Origin of the sequence: Bacillus sp. B1-WWTP-T-0.5-Post-4 (assembly GCF_009183795.1) — a bacterium.
Lineage (GTDB): Bacteria > Bacillota > Bacilli > Bacillales > Bacillaceae_G > Bacillus_A > Bacillus_A cereus.
In genome coordinates this window covers 120,676-138,223 of the sequence record NZ_WEIJ01000002.1, presented here as the reverse complement: position 1 = coordinate 138,223, position 17,548 = coordinate 120,676, and the positions used below count along the sequence as shown (strand labels likewise).

The following is a 17,548-nucleotide window of genomic DNA, read 5'->3' as shown; positions in this document are numbered from 1 at the left end:
CTTTGAATACATTTGAAGTAAAGAAATGGATGGTCGGTTGAATGAATAAAGTGGAGATTCATATATTAGGTGGTTTTTTAGGTAGTGGAAAATCAACATTATTACAAAATTTATTGTTAGCAGAGAAAAAGAAGAATAGAAAAGTTGCAGTATTAATGAATGAAATTGGTGAATACTCAGTAGATACAGATATTATTGGAAAAGAGAATGTTTTAAGAGAACTTCTTAAAGGATGTATTTGTTGTACGTTAAAAGAAGAGCTTGAAATACAATTACATTCGTTATACCAACAAGAAAGACCAGATGTAATTTATATAGAAACGACAGGTGTTGCGCATCCAATTGAAGTGTTAGACGCGTGTGTCTCGCCAATTTTAGCTCCTTTTCTGGAAGTGAAATCAATTGTAGTCGTTTTAGATGCAGTAAGGTGGTTAAATCGAAGTATATTAAGTGCAAATGTACAACAGCTATTGCATGAGCAACTGAAATTTGGTAGTCACATTCTTGTTAATAAAGCAGATTTACTAACAGATGAAGATAAGAATACAGTATTTGAAGAAGTAAAGGCAATAAATGATCATGCGAAAATGTATGAGACAAAGTATTGTAATATATCTTTAAAAGATATAGAAGAAGCAGAATTTCCAAATGATGAGGAACACGAGACACTACATGTCAAACAGCATTTACATATACAAACAATGACATATCAATTTACGAAACCGATTGATCAAGACAAATTATATGAATGGCTTTCGAATTTACCAGATAGTATTTATCGAGTGAAAGGTTTTGTGAAATTCCATGGAGATAAATACCCTCACCTATTCCAATATTCGTTCGGAGTACCAACTTTATTAGAACAAGACTTCGGTTTCCCGACAAACTTAGTAGTAATAGGAGAAGGACTAGATAAGAAACAATTGGCTGAAGGGTTAGAGAAAGTAGAACTTAACTCTAATTAAGGGGAAAAGACTAACTTAAAAATAAGTTAGTCTTTTTGTATGGTCATTACTGAAATGAAACAGTATTTTCAATTGGATTGCAGAATATATATTGATTGTATGTTCGTTTCCATTACATAGGAAGGTGATTATATATTTGTGCCGAATGTAGAGGGTACTACAAGAGTTTTCCATTATCTATCGAATTAGTTAGTCATGATTACGGACAGGGGATTTTGGCGTGTTTGATTCTATCAGAAAGTAAAGTATGGGGAGGATCACAATGTCGATGAAAAAACGTAAGTGGCTAAAAACAATGTTTACTGGTTGTGTTTTAGGTTCGTTATTAATAACGGCAGCTTGTTCAGGAAAGAAAACAAGTACAGAGGATGAAAAAACGATTAAGGTAGGAGTCCTTGCTTCTTTAACAGGACCGCTAGAATCGTATGGAAAACAAACAGTGAACGGATTTGAATTAGGGTTAGATTATGCAACTGGTGGAACTGGGAAAGTAGATGGGAAAAAGATTAAGTTTGTTGTAGAAGATACAGAAACGAAAGCGGATGTAGCAGTTAAAAAAGCTACGAAGTTATTAGAAGAAGAGAAAGTTGATTTTTTAGTTGGATCGTCTAGTTCAAGTGATACGTTAGCGGTTTTACCACTGGCTGAAGAATATGAAAAGATTATGGTTGTAGAACCGGCAGTTGCGGATAGTATTACCGGGAAGAACTGGAATAAATATATTTTTAGAACTGGAAGAAGTTCCTCACAAGATGCGATTGCAGGAGCAGCAGCAATTGCGAAAAAAGATGTAAAGATTGCAACATTTGCCCCAGATAACGCTTTTGGTCGTGAAGGGATTGCTGCATTTAAAGCGGGTGCGAAAAAATTAGGTGCGAACATTGTGAATGAGCAATACGCGGATACAAATTCAACAGATTTTACAGCGAATATTCAAAATATCATTAGTTCAAAACCAGATTATTTATTTATCGTTTGGGCAGGGGCAAATTCACCTTGGAAACAGTTGAAAGATATGAATGTGGAAGCGCAAGGTATTAAAATTTCTACAGGTGCGCCAGATATACCAGCATTAAAAACAATGGATGCATTAGTAGGTATGCAAGGTTTTTCTGTATATTATCACACACTTCCAAAAAATAAAGTGAATGATTGGCTAGTTGAAGAGCATAAAAAACGTTTTAATGGTGCAGTGCCAGATTTGTTTACAGCGGGAGGAATGTCAGCAGCAATTTCTATTGTAGAAGCCTTAAAGAAAACAAAAGGTGATACAGATGTAGATACCGTGATTAAGAAAATGGAAGGAATGGAATTTGATACACCGAAAGGAAAGATGAAGTTTAGAGAGAAGGACCACCAAGCGATGCAGACACTGTATTCTATCACATTGAAAAAGCAAGACGGTGTTGAGTATCCGGTGCCAGTGTTAGAGCGAGAATTAACGATGAAAGAAACAGAACCACCAGTTCAAGATAAATAGACTGAATTTTCTGTTGTTTTAGTATAAAGAGGGGGGACCCTCTTTATACATATTTCTTTCATACTCACGGCTTTAAAGGGAGGGATTTCGTGACACATTTGCTAGAGACGAAAAATCTTAGTGTATCTTTTGGTGAACATCAAGTTATTAAAGATGTAAATTTAACTGTCCAAAAAGGAAAGCTCATTTCTATTATTGGGCCAAATGGTGCGGGGAAGACAACGTTATTTAATTTACTAAGTGGACAGATTTCACCCACAACAGGTGAAGTGTATTTTAAAGGGCAAGATATTACAAAACTATCGATTTCAGATCGAACACGCTTAGGAATCGGTCGCTCTTTTCAGCTTACAAACATATTCCCAGAATTAACGGTACTTGAAAATGTCCGTTTAAGTGTTCAATCATTCGTACAAGATTACTATAGTTTTTTCCCGAGTTCAGCAAAATTAAAGCAACAAGTTGGAGAGGCGAGACGTTTCTTAAAAACAGTATTACTTCATGAGAAAGAGAACGTATTAGCGAAAGATTTGGCACATGGAGAGAAAAGGAAGCTAGAACTTGCGATGTTATTAGCTTTAAAAACGGATGTGTTATTACTTGATGAGCCGACGGCAGGTATTTCGGTTGAGGAAGTCCCTGCTATATTACAAGTGATTGAAAATATTAAGAAACATCCAGAGAGCACAATTGTACTTATCGAACACAAAATGGATATGATACTAGGTTTGTCAGATCATCTTATCGTTTTATTTCATGGAGAGTTATTGGCTGAAGGATTGCCAGAAGAAATTATGAAAGATGAGCGTGTACAAAGTGCTTATTTAGGGGGATTATATAGTGGCACTATTACAAGTGAATAATATAGAAACGTATTTAGATCAGTTTCATATTTTGCAAGGAGTATCTCTTGCTGTTGAGAAAGGGACGATTACTGTACTGTTTGGTAGAAATGGGGCAGGAAAAACAACGACATTACGTTCAGTGATGGGGTTTCACCGCATTGCAGATGGTGAAATTTATTATGATAGTGCAAAAGTGAGTGGATTACCTACACATTTAATTTCAAGGAAAGGAATAGGGTATGTACCAGAAAATCAAGGTATTTTTCATGATTTGACAGTAGAAGAAACTTTCGCTCTTGCTAGGGGAAAAGGTGAGGAAGTAGAAGGGAAAATAGAGTGGATGCTGGAACTATTTCCGGATTTAAAGCAGTTTTGGAATAAGAAAAGTGGGCTCTTGAGCGGAGGGCAAAAGCAAATGTTGGCTATTTCAAGAGCGTTTATTAATAGTGATGGATTATTACTTATTGATGAACCGAGCAAAGGGCTATCCCCGATAATGGTGGAGAAATTAATGGTAGCTATTTTGAAGATGAAAGAGAAAACAACAGTTTTACTTGTTGAGCAAAATTTTATGATGGCCAGTCAAATTGGCGATTATTTTTACATTATGGATAACGGACGAATTGTTCATAACGGTTTTATGAATGAATTAAAAAAGGATAAGGAAATGTGTCATAAATATTTAGGAATCTCTTAACATGAATCCGAGGTGAAAAGGATGGATGTGTTAATCAATTTATTTGTAAATGGGATTTCAACAGGGATGCTCATTTTTTTGTTAGCATCAGGTCTTTCACTTATTTTCGGTCTAATGAGCGTTTTAAACTTTGCACACGGTGGTTTATTTGCATGGGGAGCATTTACAGGTGTTTGGTTATTTAATATGACAGGAAGTTATATATTAGCTTTAGTTGGAGCAGTAGCCATGGGAATGTTCCTAGGATTTATTTTAGAAAGGTTTCTTATTAGACCGGTATATGGAAATCATGTTCGACAGCTGCTCGTTACGCTTGGAGGAATGCTCGTTCTTAGTGAGTGTATTAAAATATTTTGGGGGCCAAACCCTATTAGTGCAAAATTACCGTTATGGTTACAAGGAAGTTTTACATTCGGAGGTATTATATTAATTAAATATCGTCTATTCGTTATTTTAATTGGGATAATTATTTACATTGCACTACTACTATTACTCAAAAAGACGAAGATAGGTCTTATGATCCGTGCAGGTGTAATGGATAAAGAAATGGTTCAAGCGCTTGGTATTAATGTAAAAGCGATATTTTCTTTCGTCTTTTTATTAGGGGCAGGGATGGCAGCTTTGGGAGGGTTCTTATTAGCACCGTATTCGGGCGTTATTTTCGCCGAGATGGGCATGCAGTATGCAATTTTAGCTTTTATAGTAGTAATTATCGGTGGATTAGGAAGCGTTCAAGGTTCAGCTATTGCTTCTTTAATTGTCGGATTAGCTGGTGCTTTTACAGCGTATTTTATACCAGATTTATCACTTGCAATTAATATGTTAATGTTACTATTTTTCTTAATAGTGAAGCCAACTGGACTTGTTGGTGAAAAGGGGTGAAATGGTGAACAACACATCGGACCGAATTAAAGTATACTTCGGAGTATGTATGCTCATTTGTTTAAGTGTATTTCCGTTCGTAAATGATTCACGGAGCCTGTTAATTTTGTTCACTCAAATCTTCATCTTTGCTATTTTTGCAATGAGTTTTGATGTATTGCTTGGGTATACAGGAATTGTATCGTTCGGTCATTGTATGTTCTTTGGGATAGGAGCATATGGGGTAGCGCTTTTATTTGATCGACAAGGCGTATCAATAACGAACTTTTTAATTGGAATAGTAGCTGCAATTATCGTTTCAGCAATCGTTAGTTATATAATTGGTTTGCTTTCTTTACGATTGAAAAGTCATTTTTATGCAATGTTAACACTTGCTATTTCACAGTTATTTTTCGTACTTGCTGAAAAATGGCGTGGGCTTACTCACGGAGGAGATGGTTTTACATTTGGGGTACCAGACGTATTCCGTGATCGTTTTACGTTTTATTATGTAACACTTATATGTTTACTTATCATTTTTGTTCTGTTACGTCTTTTCACCAAATCTTCTATTGGAAAAGTATTAAAGGCAATTTCCCAAAATGAGCAACGTGTTGAAGCACTAGGATATAAAGTGCTTCATTATAAAATTATTGCTAGCATTGTTGCAGGAGTAGTAGCTGCGATTAGCGGTGGTTTATTTGTTATCACATTGCGTTTTGTTAATACGACTGTATTTTCAATTGAAATGACATTAAATGCATTATTGATGACGATGATTGGTGGGGTTGGAACGTTAATTGGAGCAATTGCAGGAGCTGGAATTATTGAATCTCTAAAATATTATTTATCAGAACTAGCTACAGAGTATCCGATCTTTGAACGATGGACGATTATTCTTGGTTTATTGTACATTATCGTATTGCTAGTTTTCCCGAAAGGATTAGTTGGCACGGTTAAGGGACTGAAGAATATGAAACGGAATAAGAAGGAGAAAAGTGCAGAAGTGGAGCAAAATGTGTGAAAAATCAATTGTATAGAATATGAAAATCCCTCTTTTAGATTCATAAAGGAGGGATTTTTTATTAACCAAATAGTTCATCAGGGATTTGTTTGAAAGAGTTTTGATTTGTAAAAAAATGAACAGGTAATTTCTCAACTGGAACATCTTCAATTGGTACCAATTTATCATTTTTAATCGGCAAAAAGGCTATCCCTTTTCCGTCCTGAATAAACTCTTCCATAAGCGAATAAGAATCTAATTGTTGAAGTTGACGCTGAGATAAATTATTTTCTTTTAGAAATTGTATCGTCTTATTTCTAAAAGGGCACTTTTTGTCATTACTAACGAAGAAGAGTTCCTTTGAATAGTCAATGATACATTTTTCTTGATCTTTTAGTAAGCCTATAGAAATTGAAGTAGTAAATACTTTTTTAAAACCTGCACCAGAATCATCCTCGTAAGTGATGACCATATCAACTTTTTGTTGCTGCAGTAATTTTGGCAAATGACTACTATTTTCTACATATATTTGATAATTCATGAAATTTTCTTTAATACGCTTACTTAAATAATTAGTCAAAATCGATTGTGACGTCGCGATTATATAAGAAGACCCACTTGTTTTAATTTTATCTTTCGCTTCTTCTAATAGAGTTAATATTTGATTCGTGTAATCTAATAAAATGTCACCAGAAGGTAATAAGGAAACGCCTTTGTTATCTCTATGTAGTAAGGGCGTTTCTAATTCTTGTTCTAATTTTTTGATTCTTTCAGTTACGTTCGGTTGAACATAACCTAACTCTTTAGCAGCTTTACTAATAGAACCCTCACTGGCTACAGTTTTGAATATAATAAGATCATTTATTTCCATATATCTCAGCCCCTTATGCACTATCATTATAAATGATACCAAACATAATTTATACCTATTTTACGTTAGCTACTTATCGATTTATCATAGTGTATATAAGATTGAAAGCGAGTGATAAACATGATTGGAATGCAATATAAGGTCATTTTGCCAAAGGATTATGACATGGAAATTATTAAGAAAAGGGTAAAGGATAATGGTTATAAAATTGATGGTTTCCAAGCACTAAATTTTAAAGCTTATTTAATTACGGAAACGGAGAAAGACGGGAATTTTTATAACTGCTATGCACCTTTATATATTTGGGATGGTCATGAAGGGATGAATAAATTTATATTTGAAGGGTACTACGATAATATTTTACAATCTTTTGGATGGCAACAAATACATATAGGTGTTCCATTAGTTGTTAATCTAAGTGATGATTTTAAGAAATGTAAGTATGTTGTTGAATACGTGGGGAGTATTTCTCAAAAGAATTCATTGATTGAAACTCAATTTAACTTTTTTAATAAGAATGTCCAGAATACAGAAAATTGTAAAGGGAATGTAATAGTGTATAACCCAGATAAGTGGGGATATAGTCAGTTTGGATTTTATGAAGTAAAGCCTGAAATTGAAGAGATAGAGGATATTACATTATATGAGGTTTTACACATTTCACAGTAGATGCGGAATTGAAATAGAAATAAATTATTTATAAAAAATCCATTTTGATTCAAGTAATAATGTTCAAAATGGACTTTTCTTAATTATCTTATGTATATTCAAAACAAATTACTGCTTTTCTTAATTCTTTATTAAAGAATAAGTAAATACGATCGGCACCATAAGCTTGAAAATAATATCCTGTAACAAATCCAACATATGTAAAGGGATGTCCATATTCATCTTTTGGTACATATAGAAGATTCGTAAAGTCAAAAATTTCGTCTTCGTTATCGCAGTCTTCTAATAATTCTTCACCTTCTTCTGTCATAAAACGAATATCATCTAGGATACCATTTACCACAGGATAATTTAATCCCCAGCCATTTGTTTGTTTTTCAGCAAACTCTTGTTCTAATACTTCTACAGATGTTATTTCTTTTCCTAAGCTAGAATAAGGATAAATTTTTTGATTACGTTGAAAATACTCTTTACGGATTTGATAATCTCTTTTATTACGCTCATAGGCTTGTTCTATTATGTCAGAATTATTTTGTTCGATTTCGAAATAATTCCAATCCGCTTCAAATTTATATTTTCCATTAATGACATCGAATCCTAATGTATCTGCTTTCGTAAAATTTGTGTGAAATGGTTTGGTGAAATCACCCACGCAACCATCATGGATTTCTTTTGCTGACACAATATGTACCCATTCGTCTAATTCCGGTTCAATACATTGTAAGTTTATAGAACAAATGGGTAAAAAGTGCTTTTTATGTTGTTCCAAATCATCATAAAATATGTCTTCATATTCAGGGAATGGTTGTATAAATTGTTTAGAAATATGCATGTTCTGCCCACCTTTATATTAGTGATTTGTTTAATTTTATCATTTTATTTTAATTTTTTCTTATTTAAAAATTTATGATACACATAGTTATGGGAACAAAGAGTTCGTAAGTAAGGTGGATGTCTTATTGTTAAAATTTTATCATATGTCGAACAGTTGAGAGATGAAGCAAAGTAAGACTTCATACTTATACATAGCTTTATTACATTCGACACATAACGACAATATGCTGTTCATTTATCTGTTAGTATAATATATAGTTTTTGGGAATTTTTATCATTTTTACATTGGGGGAAGGGAATTTATGTTTAAAAAAATCGCGACAGTCACTTTAGCAGGGACGTTAGCTTTCAGTTTATCGGCATGTGATGAGAAGAAAGAAGTAGCTAAAACTGTATCAAATAATACGAAGGAAGAGCAAAGTAGTGCCAAAAAAGAAAATACGAAGAATGAAGATACAAGAGAATATAATGTTGAAAAAACTACTCAAATTAGAAATCAAAAATTAACAGTCCATAAAGTACAAATAGCACAAGTGGCAGAATATGATAAGCTGGAAAAAGGTAATGAGTTTGTTATTGTTCATGTTACAGTAGAGAATATTGGTAATCAAAAAGTTAGAATTAATCCATTAGATTTTTACCTTGAAAGAGGAGATGGAAGTATCGTGGACCATACATTTTCAACTAGTAATAAAAACGTTTTTAAAATTAAAGATGTAGATCCAAACGGTAAGATAACAGGAGCCATAACGTTTGAAGCGAAAAAAGGTGATTCTAATCTTGAATTAATTTATAGACCTGATGTTATGTCTAAAGAGGAAGTAAAGGTAGAACTTAAATGATATATCCTGTAAAAGCCCAATTGGTGTAAACAAGGTTTTTTATGCAAACTTATACAGGTTTTACATGAAGACGGTATGCTCAAATGAATTTACGTTACGATAAAAGAAAATAATAGATTAGATGGTGTGAATTTCAAACATACTGTTTTGAAAACAAAAAATAAATGCATGATAAGGATTGGCGTTGGAGCTTAATCCTTTTTTTATGAAGATGTAGAGAATGGCAAGTAGACCTAATACTACACGAGTGATGCCTTTAGTTAAGTAAAAGTAAGTTGAGTTATATAAAAAATGTGATTTTCTCTTGCATTACTATCACTTGAGTGGTAAAGTGATAGTAAGATTCACGATAGGAAGTGATCAAACATGCGTGATAATACGATAGGATCATTAATATGGTTACGTTTAATACGATTTACGAACCAAAGTAATCAAATGTCAAATGAGTTTTTAAAACGTTTTGATTTAACGACAGCTCAATTTGATGTGCTTTTGCAAATACGTACGTATCAACCACTCACACAAATGGAGTTAGCTGAAAAGGTAACTGTTACACAAGGTGGCATTTCTCGAATGTTAACTCGTCTTGAAAAAGAAGGATATATTGTACGAAAACAAGATTGGAAAACGAAAACAATTAGTCTTACAGAGCAAGGAGAAGCAGCTTTAGAGAGAGCATTGCCAGAACAACTTGCATTTCAATCTTCGTTTTTTGATGATGTATTAAATGAAGAAGAGCAGAAAATATTATATGAGCTGATGACGAAAGTTCATAAGCATAGTGAAAAAAAAGAATTACCGCAAGAGTAATTTTTTTTACACCATCAATTGACTAATCAAGTGATGGTGTAGGTAATACGGAGATAAACTTGACTTACCAACGTTTTTAGAAAAAAACTAATACTACTTTATTAAAGGGGAGAGTAACTATGGAAAAATACCGTATAGATACAAGAAAAGGAATTGAGTTTGGATTATATTCAATTGGTGATCATGTTTTAAATCCACATAATGGGGAGAAAATTACGCCAGAAAAAAGAATTCATGAACTAATTGAAACAGCTAAGTTAGCAGATGAGGTAGGGCTTGATGTGTTTGCTGTAGGTGAAAGTCATCAAACGCATTTTACAACGCAAGCTCATACAGTTATTTTAGGTGCGGTCGCGCAAGCTACGAAAAATATAAAAATTGCAAGTTCCGCAACGATATTAAGTACATCTGACCCAGTTCGAGTATATGAGGATTTCGCTACCATTGACTTGATTTCTAATGGTCGTGCTGAAATCGTAGCTGGTCGTGGATCTCGTATTGGAGGATATAGTTTACTTGGTTATGACGTGAATGATTATGAAGAATTATTTGAAGAGAAGATGGATCTTTTATTAAAAATTAATAACGAGGAACATGTAACATGGAATGGACAGTTCAGAGCACCACTCGCACATGCATCGGTGATTCCAAGAGCGAAAAATAATAACTTACCAATTTGGCGTGCAGTTGGAGGTCCACCAGCTAGTGCAATTAAAGCCGGACGTGCAGGTGTGCCAATGATGATAACAACACTTGGTGGTCCAGCAATTAACTTTAAAGTGTCAGTAGATGCTTACCGCGAGGCTGCTCAGCAAAGCGGATTTGATCCAGCTAGTTTACCAGTTGCGACAACGAGTTTATTTTATACGGCAAAAAATTCACAAGATGCACTTAGTGAATATTACCCTCACATTAATGCTGGTATGCTTACACTGCGCGGTGATGGGTATCCGAAACAGCAATTTACAAATGCAATAGATTACCGTAATGCTTTAATGGTTGGTAGCCCACAACAAATCATTGAGAAAATGCTTTACCAATATGAATTGTTTGGCCAACAACGCTTTATGGCACAAATTGATTTTGGCGGTGTACCATTTGATAAAATTGAGAAAAATATTGAATTAATTGCTACTGAAATTTTACCAGCCGTTAGAAAACATACAGCAAAATAAATAAAAAAACTGAGAGTTTAATCGACTCTCAGTTTTTTTATTTGTTCTGGAAAAATGACAAAAAAATGAACTTTTAGTCGAGGAAGAGGGAAGTTATTTTCTATTTTTGAATAACATTATTTCGAGTTTGAATTTTGAAAATACATTTTTCTCTTGACAAAAAATAAGCATTTATCGTGGGTGCTTTCGAGGACATTTTTCCGAGTAAAAGTCAAGCGTATGAAGAAAAAACGATTGTTTTATAGATATAAAAGTAAGAAGTATATTGAAAAAACACATTTTGCTAATGAGAAAAATCTGATTCAAAAAAATGACAAAAGACATATTTCAGACAAAATGATGTCAATAATACGTCAAAAATAACCTGAATTTACTATGCAGGTATATTATACAATTCGATTAACGAATAAAACACTACAGAAATAGTGAAAAGGTAAAAAATAGCATTACAATAGTTTGAAAAACTGAAACTTCATATTTTTCGACAATACATACAAAATGTTTTTGTCTTTTCGTATTTCTTAATAATTGAGTTTGATAAGATTGCTCAATGAACTTTTATTATAAAAACTATGAAGGAAGTGATTTTAGTATGGAAACGCTCGAATTGGCACGAATACAGTTCGCATCAACAACGATTTTCCATTACTTTTTTGTTCCGCTGTCAATTGGTTTAGCTTTTATTATTGCGATCATGCAAACGTTGTATGTGGTAAAAGGGCAAGAGGTATATAAGAAGATGGCAAAGTTTTGGACGCAATTATTCCTTATTAACTTTGCAGTAGGTGTAGTAACAGGTATTTTACAAGAATTTCAGTTTGGTATGAACTGGTCAACGTATTCACGTTTTGTAGGTGATGTATTTGGTCCCTCGCTTGCAATTGAAGGATTACTGGCATTTTTCATTGAGTCTACATTCCTAGGTTTATGGGTATTCGGTGAGGACAAATTACCGAAGCGAATTCACTTAATGTGTATTTGGCTCCTTTCAATTGGAACGATGTTATCAGCATTCTGGATTTTAACTGCAAGTGCATTTATGCAGTCACCTGTCGGGTATGAAATGGCAGCTGATGGTCGTGCGCAAATGAATGATTTCTTAGCCATTATTCAAAACCCACAACTATGGGTACAATTCCCGCATACAATTACAGCGGCAATTGCAACAGGTGCATTCTTTATTGCTGGTGTAAGTGCATGGAAAATTACAAAAGGACAAGAAACTGTAGTATTTAAAAAATCTTTCCGAATTTCTATCATTGTTGGAACAATTACAACGGCGCTTGTATTGTTCTTTGGTCATGCACAAGCGCAACAATTAATTAAGACACATCCAATGAAGATGGCGGCAGCTGAAGCGCTATGGAATACAAGTGAGGATCCAGCACCATTTACAGTATTTTCGAAAATTGATACAGAGAAGAAAGAAAATTCGTTTGAAATTCAAATCCCTTATATGCTAAGTCTATTATCGTATGATAAGTTTAGCGGTCAAGTTGAAGGGATGAATCAAATTCAAAAACAATATGAGGAAAAATATGGACCTGGAGATTATATTCCTCCAGTGCATACAATGTTTTGGAGTTTTAGAGCGATGGTAATGAGTGGAACATTCATGCTTCTTCTAGGAGCTTACGGATGGTTCTTATCAAGAAAAGATCGTTTAGCTGAAAAAACGTGGTATTTAAAATTAATGGTGTATGCAATTTCTCTTCCATTCATCGGTAATACAGTAGGGTGGATTATGACTGAAATGGGTCGTCAACCTTGGGTAGTATTTGGGGTAATGAAAACAGAAGATGCTGTATCACCAAATGTAACATTCGGTGAAGTATTATTCTCACTTATTTCATTCACATCAATGTATTTAATTATGGGTGGAATTTGTGTGTACTTATTTGTTCGTACCATTAAGGGCCACACGAATAAGAAAACGAAAAAGGATTATCAAAGCCATGATCCATTTGATAAGGAGGAAGAGTATGTTATCTCTTAATGAGTTGTGGTTTTTAGTTATTGCAATCTTGTTTGTTGGATTCTTCGTACTGGAAGGTTTCGATTTTGGTGTAGGAATGGTTTCGAGGTTTTTAGGAAAGAATGATTTTGAAAAACGAGTTTACTTAAATACAATAGGACCGTTCTGGCACGCGAATGAAGTATGGCTTGTTTGTGCTGGTGGAGCCATGTTTGCGGCATTTCCGCACTGGTATGCAACTTTATTTAGTGGTTTTTATATTCCATTTGTATTTATGCTTCTTGCTTTAATTTTAAGAGGTGTTTCCTTTAAATTTCGTGCGAAAATAGATAATCATAAATGGAAGAGTGCATGGGATTGGGGGATGTTTATTGGAAGTATGTTACCTCCTATCCTTTGGGGAGTTGCGATTGCAAACTTTATGGTAGGTGTACCTATTGATGAGAGTAAAAATGTTGTAGGTGGATTCTTGCAATTACTTCATCCATTTGCGTTACTTGGAGGAGTAATGTTTCTCCTACTATGTATTGTTCACGGATTACAATTTCTTACGATACGTACAACTGGTAAATTGAGAGAACGTGCACGAATTGCTGCAATAAAAATTGCACCATTTTCATTAATTACACTTCTTGTTTTTGCTGGTGTGGGGTTATGGAAAACCGACATTTTCACTGCTCATGGAACAGAATGGATTATGGTACCAATCGGAGCTTTTGTAGCACTATTAGTGTCCACTTTATTAAATAAAAGAAGAAGAGATGGTTGGGCTTTCTTTATGACGAGTTTAACAATCATTTTACTAAGTGCGAGTGTATTTATCGGTATGTTCCCACGTGTTATGATTAGCTCTTTAGGAGCAATGAATGATTTGACAATTTACAACGCAGCATCAGGAGCTTATGCATTAAAACTTATGACTTACTTTGCGATTGCTATTTTGCCTTTCGTTATCGGAAGTCAAATATGGAGTTATTATGTATTTAGACAACCTGTTAAGTCAGACAACGATTTGGAGTACTAATGAAAAGAAAAAGAGGACTTCCGTCTTATCCCGGTAGCCGTATTTTATATGTAGCGTTAACGATTATTAGTATTTTAGAAGCTTTTAGTATTATTGCGCAAACAATCTTTTTAGCACGAGCTATTACGTTTTTATTTCATGGAGAGACAGTACAAACAATATTAAGTGAAGTTGTGTATTTTGGTATCGCGTTTGCAGCGCGTAACATAGTAGTTCGAACATCACAAATATTAGTGGAACGTTTTGCTGAAAAAACAGGGTCGTTACTAAGAAAACAATTGATAGAGGCATATTTCACATTAGGTCCAAGGTATGTTCAAACTGTTGGAACTGGTCATCTGGTTACCTTATCAATTGAGGGGATTGAGAAATTTAAAACATATATTGAATTAACGATTCCTAAAATGATTAGAAGTAGTATCGTTCCAGGTCTAATTGTACTATATGTTTTTACGCTAGATATTGAGTCTGGAATCATTTTAGTTGTAACGATTCCTATCGTGATCATATTTATGATTCTTCTCGGATTAGCAGCGCAAAAAATGGCAGATAGTCAGTATGAGATATATCGTGTACTTTCGAATCATTTTGTAGATACGTTAAAAGGTTTAGAAACATTAAAGTATTTAGGGAAAAGTGAACAGCACGAAGGAAAGATTGAAAAAGTAAGTAAAAGATATAGAAAAGCAACGATGCGTACTTTGCGAGTTGCTTTTCTTTCTTCTTTTGCATTAGATTTTTTTACGAGTTTATCAATTGCGTTTGTGGCAGTTGGATTAGGGATACGTTTAATAGATGGAACGATTATACTATTACCAGCTCTTACAATTTTGATTTTAGCTCCGGAATATTTTCTGCCGATTAAACAAGTGGGAGCAAATTATCATGCGACATTAGATGGACAAATTGCGATGGAGCAAATAGAAGAGATTTTGCAACAACAAAAAGGAATACAAAAGAAAGATTTAAATGAAGATATAGTATGGAATGCCTCTAGTAGCTTGAAATTACAAGATATCAAAGTTAATAATACTGAATCTGAAAAGGCTATATTAGAAGGAATTAATTTTACTTGGGAAGGTAACGGTGCTATTGGTGTTATTGGTGAAAGTGGTGCAGGGAAATCGACGTTAATCGACGTATTAGCAGGTTTTTTATCTCCTTCGAGTGGAAAGATGTTAGTAAATGGTCTAGAAGTTGATGGATCTACTCGTGAAGAGTGGCAAAAAAATATTGCTTATATTCCGCAGCAACCTTATATTTTTCCGCTTTCATTAAAGGATAACATTCGTTTTTATGAAACAAATGCAACAGATGAAGAAGTTGAAAGAGTTATTAATGAAGTCGGCCTTCGTTCACTCGTTACATCACTTCCAAATGGGATACACGAAAGAATTGGAGAAGGTGGACGTATGCTAAGTGGCGGACAAGAACAGCGTGTTGCTATGGCGCGTGCGCTTTTAAGTAAAAAACCAATCATTTTATTAGATGAGCCTACGGCACATCTTGATATTGAAACCGAATTTGAAATAAAGCAAGCGATGTTACGTTTATTTAATGGAAAGTTAGTATTTTTAGCAACTCACCGTCTACATTGGATGAAACAAATGGACCATATCCTTATTTTAAATAAAGGGGAAATGAAAGAAAGTGGGACGTATGAAGAACTTTTAGAGAATGAGACATTACATTTTCATAGGGAAGAGAGGGGAGAGAAATGAGTAACTGGGTTAAACCTTATATAAAACAAAATAAAGGTAGAATGACTTTAACTATTTTCCTTGGTCTTCTTGGAGTTAGTTCAGGAGCGATGTTACTTTTTATTTCAGGTTATTTGATCTCAAAATCTGCCCTTAGACCAGAAAATGTAATGGCTGTATATGTTCCTATTGTTGCAACAAGAGCGTTTAGTATAGGGCAAGCTGTATTTCATTATATAGAGCGCCTAGTCGGGCATGATGTCGTACTACGTATATTAGAAAAAATGAGAACGAGGCTATATAGAATAGTAGAACCACAGGCGTTATTTTTCCGTTCTCGATTTCAAACGGGTGATATGTTAGGAGTGTTATCCGAAGATATAGAGCATTTGCAAAACCTATATTTACGTACAATATTTCCTAGCATATTAGCGTTAGTTGTTTATAGTATCTTCGTACTTGTTATCGGTGCATTTGATTTTGTTTTTGCACTTATTGTAGGTTGTATGTTAGCTATTATCGTTTTTCTTCTTCCGTTTGTATCATTACTTTTGATGAAGAAACATCATGTTACTTTAAAGCAAGGAAGAAACAGTTTGTATCAACAACTGACAGATGCTGTTTTTGGATTATCTGATTGGCAAGCAAGTGGTCGTAAAGATGAATTTATTAATGAGTATGTAAAACAAAATGATCAGTTGTTAAAAATCGAAAAGAGAGTGAAACGCTGGTATCATATTCGGGACAGTATCATTCAATTAGTAGTAGGTATTGTAGTTATTTCGATGATCATATGGACTGGGAATGAAGCGGCAAGTGAACAAATTGCTCCTACAGTTATCGCAGCTTTCGTATTAATGACTTTATCTGTAACGAACGCGCTTATTCCTATTGTAGATGCCATCGATCGAATACCGTCGTATGTAGAATCTACCCATCGTCTTAATGGCGTAGAAAGTAATAGTGTTTTACATGATGAAACGGATTTGCATGGAGAGAAAGATTATATTGAACCAAAACATGTAGATATTGAACTGAATCACGTATCGTATAGTTATCCAGATAGTAATGAGATTGTATTAAAAGATGTATCATTACAAATAAAAGCAGGGAAGAAAATTGCTATTTTAGGGAGAAGTGGGACAGGGAAATCTACTTTACTAAAATTGTTAACAGGGGCGTTAAGCCCAGTAAATGGCCAAGTTGTCTTGAATGGTGAAAGAGCTCATACGAATCTTTTATCTAAATATATTTCTGTATTAAATCAAAAGCCGCATTTGTTTGATACGACAATTGGAAATAATGTACGAATTGGCAAACCAGAGGCGACGGATGAAGAGATATGGAAAGCTTTAGAGAAAGCACAATTAGCTTCACATGTTACTTCTCTTCCGGACGGATTACAAACAAAAATGCATGAAATGGGAAAGCGGTTTTCTGGTGGGGAAAGACAAAGGGTTGCTTTTGCTAGAACTCTAATGCAAGAAACACCAATTATTGTACTTGATGAACCGACTATCGGTTTAGATCCAAAAACAGAATTGTCTTTAATCGAAACAATGTTTTCTGCAACGGAAGAAAAGACGGTTATTTGGATTACGCACCATCTTGTAGGAATAGAACATGTAGATGAAGTTATATTCCTTGATCGTGGCCAAATTGTCATGCAAGGTAGTCATAAACAACTTCTGAAAGAAAATGAAAAGTATCGTAAACTTTATGAGTTAGATAAAGGAATATAATTTGAATAAGCAATAATTGTAAAAATAGCTACGCCTAATGGTGGAGCTATTTTTT

16 protein-coding genes are annotated in these 17,548 nt (G+C 34.1%); 14 read left to right on the top strand and 2 right to left on the bottom strand.

The window, feature by feature from the left end:
- Nucleotides 1-41: 41 nt before the first annotated feature.
- The 6 genes from GBN91_RS06310 (at nucleotide 42) to GBN91_RS06285 (ending at nucleotide 5,872) form a co-directional block, all read left to right on the top strand.
- Nucleotides 42-965, top strand: coding sequence for a CobW family GTP-binding protein (locus GBN91_RS06310; protein WP_001044939.1), 924 nt, complete (start codon nucleotides 42-44; stop codon nucleotides 963-965).
- Nucleotides 966-1,227: 262 nt separating this feature from the next.
- Nucleotides 1,228-2,445, top strand: coding sequence for a substrate-binding domain-containing protein (locus GBN91_RS06305; protein ID WP_152121327.1), 1,218 nt, complete (start codon nucleotides 1,228-1,230; stop codon nucleotides 2,443-2,445).
- Between the two features lie 89 nt (nucleotides 2,446-2,534).
- On the top strand, nucleotides 2,535-3,308 hold the full coding sequence (locus tag GBN91_RS06300) for an ABC transporter ATP-binding protein (RefSeq protein ID WP_000149338.1): 774 nt from the start codon (nucleotides 2,535-2,537) through the stop codon (nucleotides 3,306-3,308).
- Nucleotides 3,286-3,987, top strand: coding sequence for an ABC transporter ATP-binding protein (locus GBN91_RS06295; protein WP_001196696.1), 702 nt, complete (start codon nucleotides 3,286-3,288; stop codon nucleotides 3,985-3,987). Before GBN91_RS06300 ends, GBN91_RS06295 begins: the two co-directional genes overlap by 23 nt.
- Nucleotides 3,988-4,008: 21 nt before the next feature.
- Complete coding sequence (locus GBN91_RS06290) at nucleotides 4,009-4,869, top strand: branched-chain amino acid ABC transporter permease (protein WP_000382787.1); 861 nt, start codon at nucleotides 4,009-4,011, stop codon at nucleotides 4,867-4,869.
- Between the two features lie 49 nt (nucleotides 4,870-4,918).
- Nucleotides 4,919-5,872 carry a branched-chain amino acid ABC transporter permease gene (locus GBN91_RS06285; RefSeq protein ID WP_002040965.1) on the top strand — a complete coding sequence of 318 codons (954 nt, stop codon included), beginning with the start codon at nucleotides 4,919-4,921 and terminating at the stop codon, nucleotides 5,870-5,872.
- 61 nt (nucleotides 5,873-5,933) lie between these two features.
- Here the strand turns inward: GBN91_RS06285 and GBN91_RS06280 are convergent, their stop codons facing one another.
- Complete coding sequence (locus GBN91_RS06280) at nucleotides 5,934-6,722, bottom strand: LysR family transcriptional regulator (RefSeq protein WP_061113357.1); 789 nt, start codon at nucleotides 6,720-6,722, stop codon at nucleotides 5,934-5,936.
- Between the two features lie 120 nt (nucleotides 6,723-6,842).
- Between GBN91_RS06280 and GBN91_RS06275 the strand changes: the two genes are divergently transcribed.
- Nucleotides 6,843-7,391 carry a DUF4865 family protein gene (locus GBN91_RS06275; RefSeq protein WP_152121326.1) on the top strand — a complete coding sequence of 183 codons (549 nt, stop codon included), beginning with the start codon at nucleotides 6,843-6,845 and terminating at the stop codon, nucleotides 7,389-7,391.
- An 88-nt stretch (nucleotides 7,392-7,479) separates the two neighbouring features.
- Here GBN91_RS06275 and GBN91_RS06270 read toward each other — a convergent pair whose 3' ends face one another.
- Nucleotides 7,480-8,223, bottom strand: a complete 744-nt coding sequence (locus GBN91_RS06270; RefSeq protein ID WP_044307241.1) for a hypothetical protein — start codon at nucleotides 8,221-8,223, stop codon at nucleotides 7,480-7,482.
- A 304-nt stretch (nucleotides 8,224-8,527) separates the two neighbouring features.
- Here GBN91_RS06270 and GBN91_RS06265 point away from each other — a divergent pair, with 304 nt between their 5' ends.
- The 7 genes from GBN91_RS06265 (at nucleotide 8,528) to cydC (ending at nucleotide 17,493) form a co-directional block, all read left to right on the top strand.
- Complete coding sequence (locus GBN91_RS06265) at nucleotides 8,528-9,067, top strand: DUF4352 domain-containing protein (RefSeq protein WP_000473159.1); 540 nt, start codon at nucleotides 8,528-8,530, stop codon at nucleotides 9,065-9,067.
- Nucleotides 9,068-9,433: 366 nt separating this feature from the next.
- Nucleotides 9,434-9,877, top strand: a complete 444-nt coding sequence (locus GBN91_RS06260; RefSeq protein ID WP_001205523.1) for a MarR family winged helix-turn-helix transcriptional regulator — start codon at nucleotides 9,434-9,436, stop codon at nucleotides 9,875-9,877.
- Between the two features lie 119 nt (nucleotides 9,878-9,996).
- On the top strand, nucleotides 9,997-11,052 hold the full coding sequence (locus GBN91_RS06255; protein ID WP_152121325.1) for an LLM class flavin-dependent oxidoreductase: 1,056 nt from the start codon (nucleotides 9,997-9,999) through the stop codon (nucleotides 11,050-11,052).
- A gap of 592 nt (nucleotides 11,053-11,644) precedes the next feature.
- Nucleotides 11,645-13,048: a cytochrome ubiquinol oxidase subunit I gene (gene cydA / locus GBN91_RS06250; RefSeq protein WP_000448870.1), complete on the top strand. Its 1,404-nt coding sequence runs from the start codon at nucleotides 11,645-11,647 to the stop codon at nucleotides 13,046-13,048.
- Nucleotides 13,035-14,051 carry a cytochrome d ubiquinol oxidase subunit II gene (gene cydB, locus GBN91_RS06245; RefSeq protein ID WP_000950083.1) on the top strand — a complete coding sequence of 339 codons (1,017 nt, stop codon included), beginning with the start codon at nucleotides 13,035-13,037 and terminating at the stop codon, nucleotides 14,049-14,051. Before cydA ends, cydB begins: the two co-directional genes overlap by 14 nt.
- Nucleotides 14,051-15,772, top strand: a complete 1,722-nt coding sequence (cydD, locus tag GBN91_RS06240) for a thiol reductant ABC exporter subunit CydD (RefSeq protein ID WP_048558190.1) — start codon at nucleotides 14,051-14,053, stop codon at nucleotides 15,770-15,772. The genes cydB and cydD overlap by 1 nt, the downstream gene beginning before the upstream one ends.
- Complete coding sequence (gene cydC, locus GBN91_RS06235; protein ID WP_006921899.1) at nucleotides 15,769-17,493, top strand: thiol reductant ABC exporter subunit CydC; 1,725 nt, start codon at nucleotides 15,769-15,771, stop codon at nucleotides 17,491-17,493. The genes cydD and cydC overlap by 4 nt, the downstream gene beginning before the upstream one ends.
- Nucleotides 17,494-17,548 lie beyond the last annotated feature (55 nt).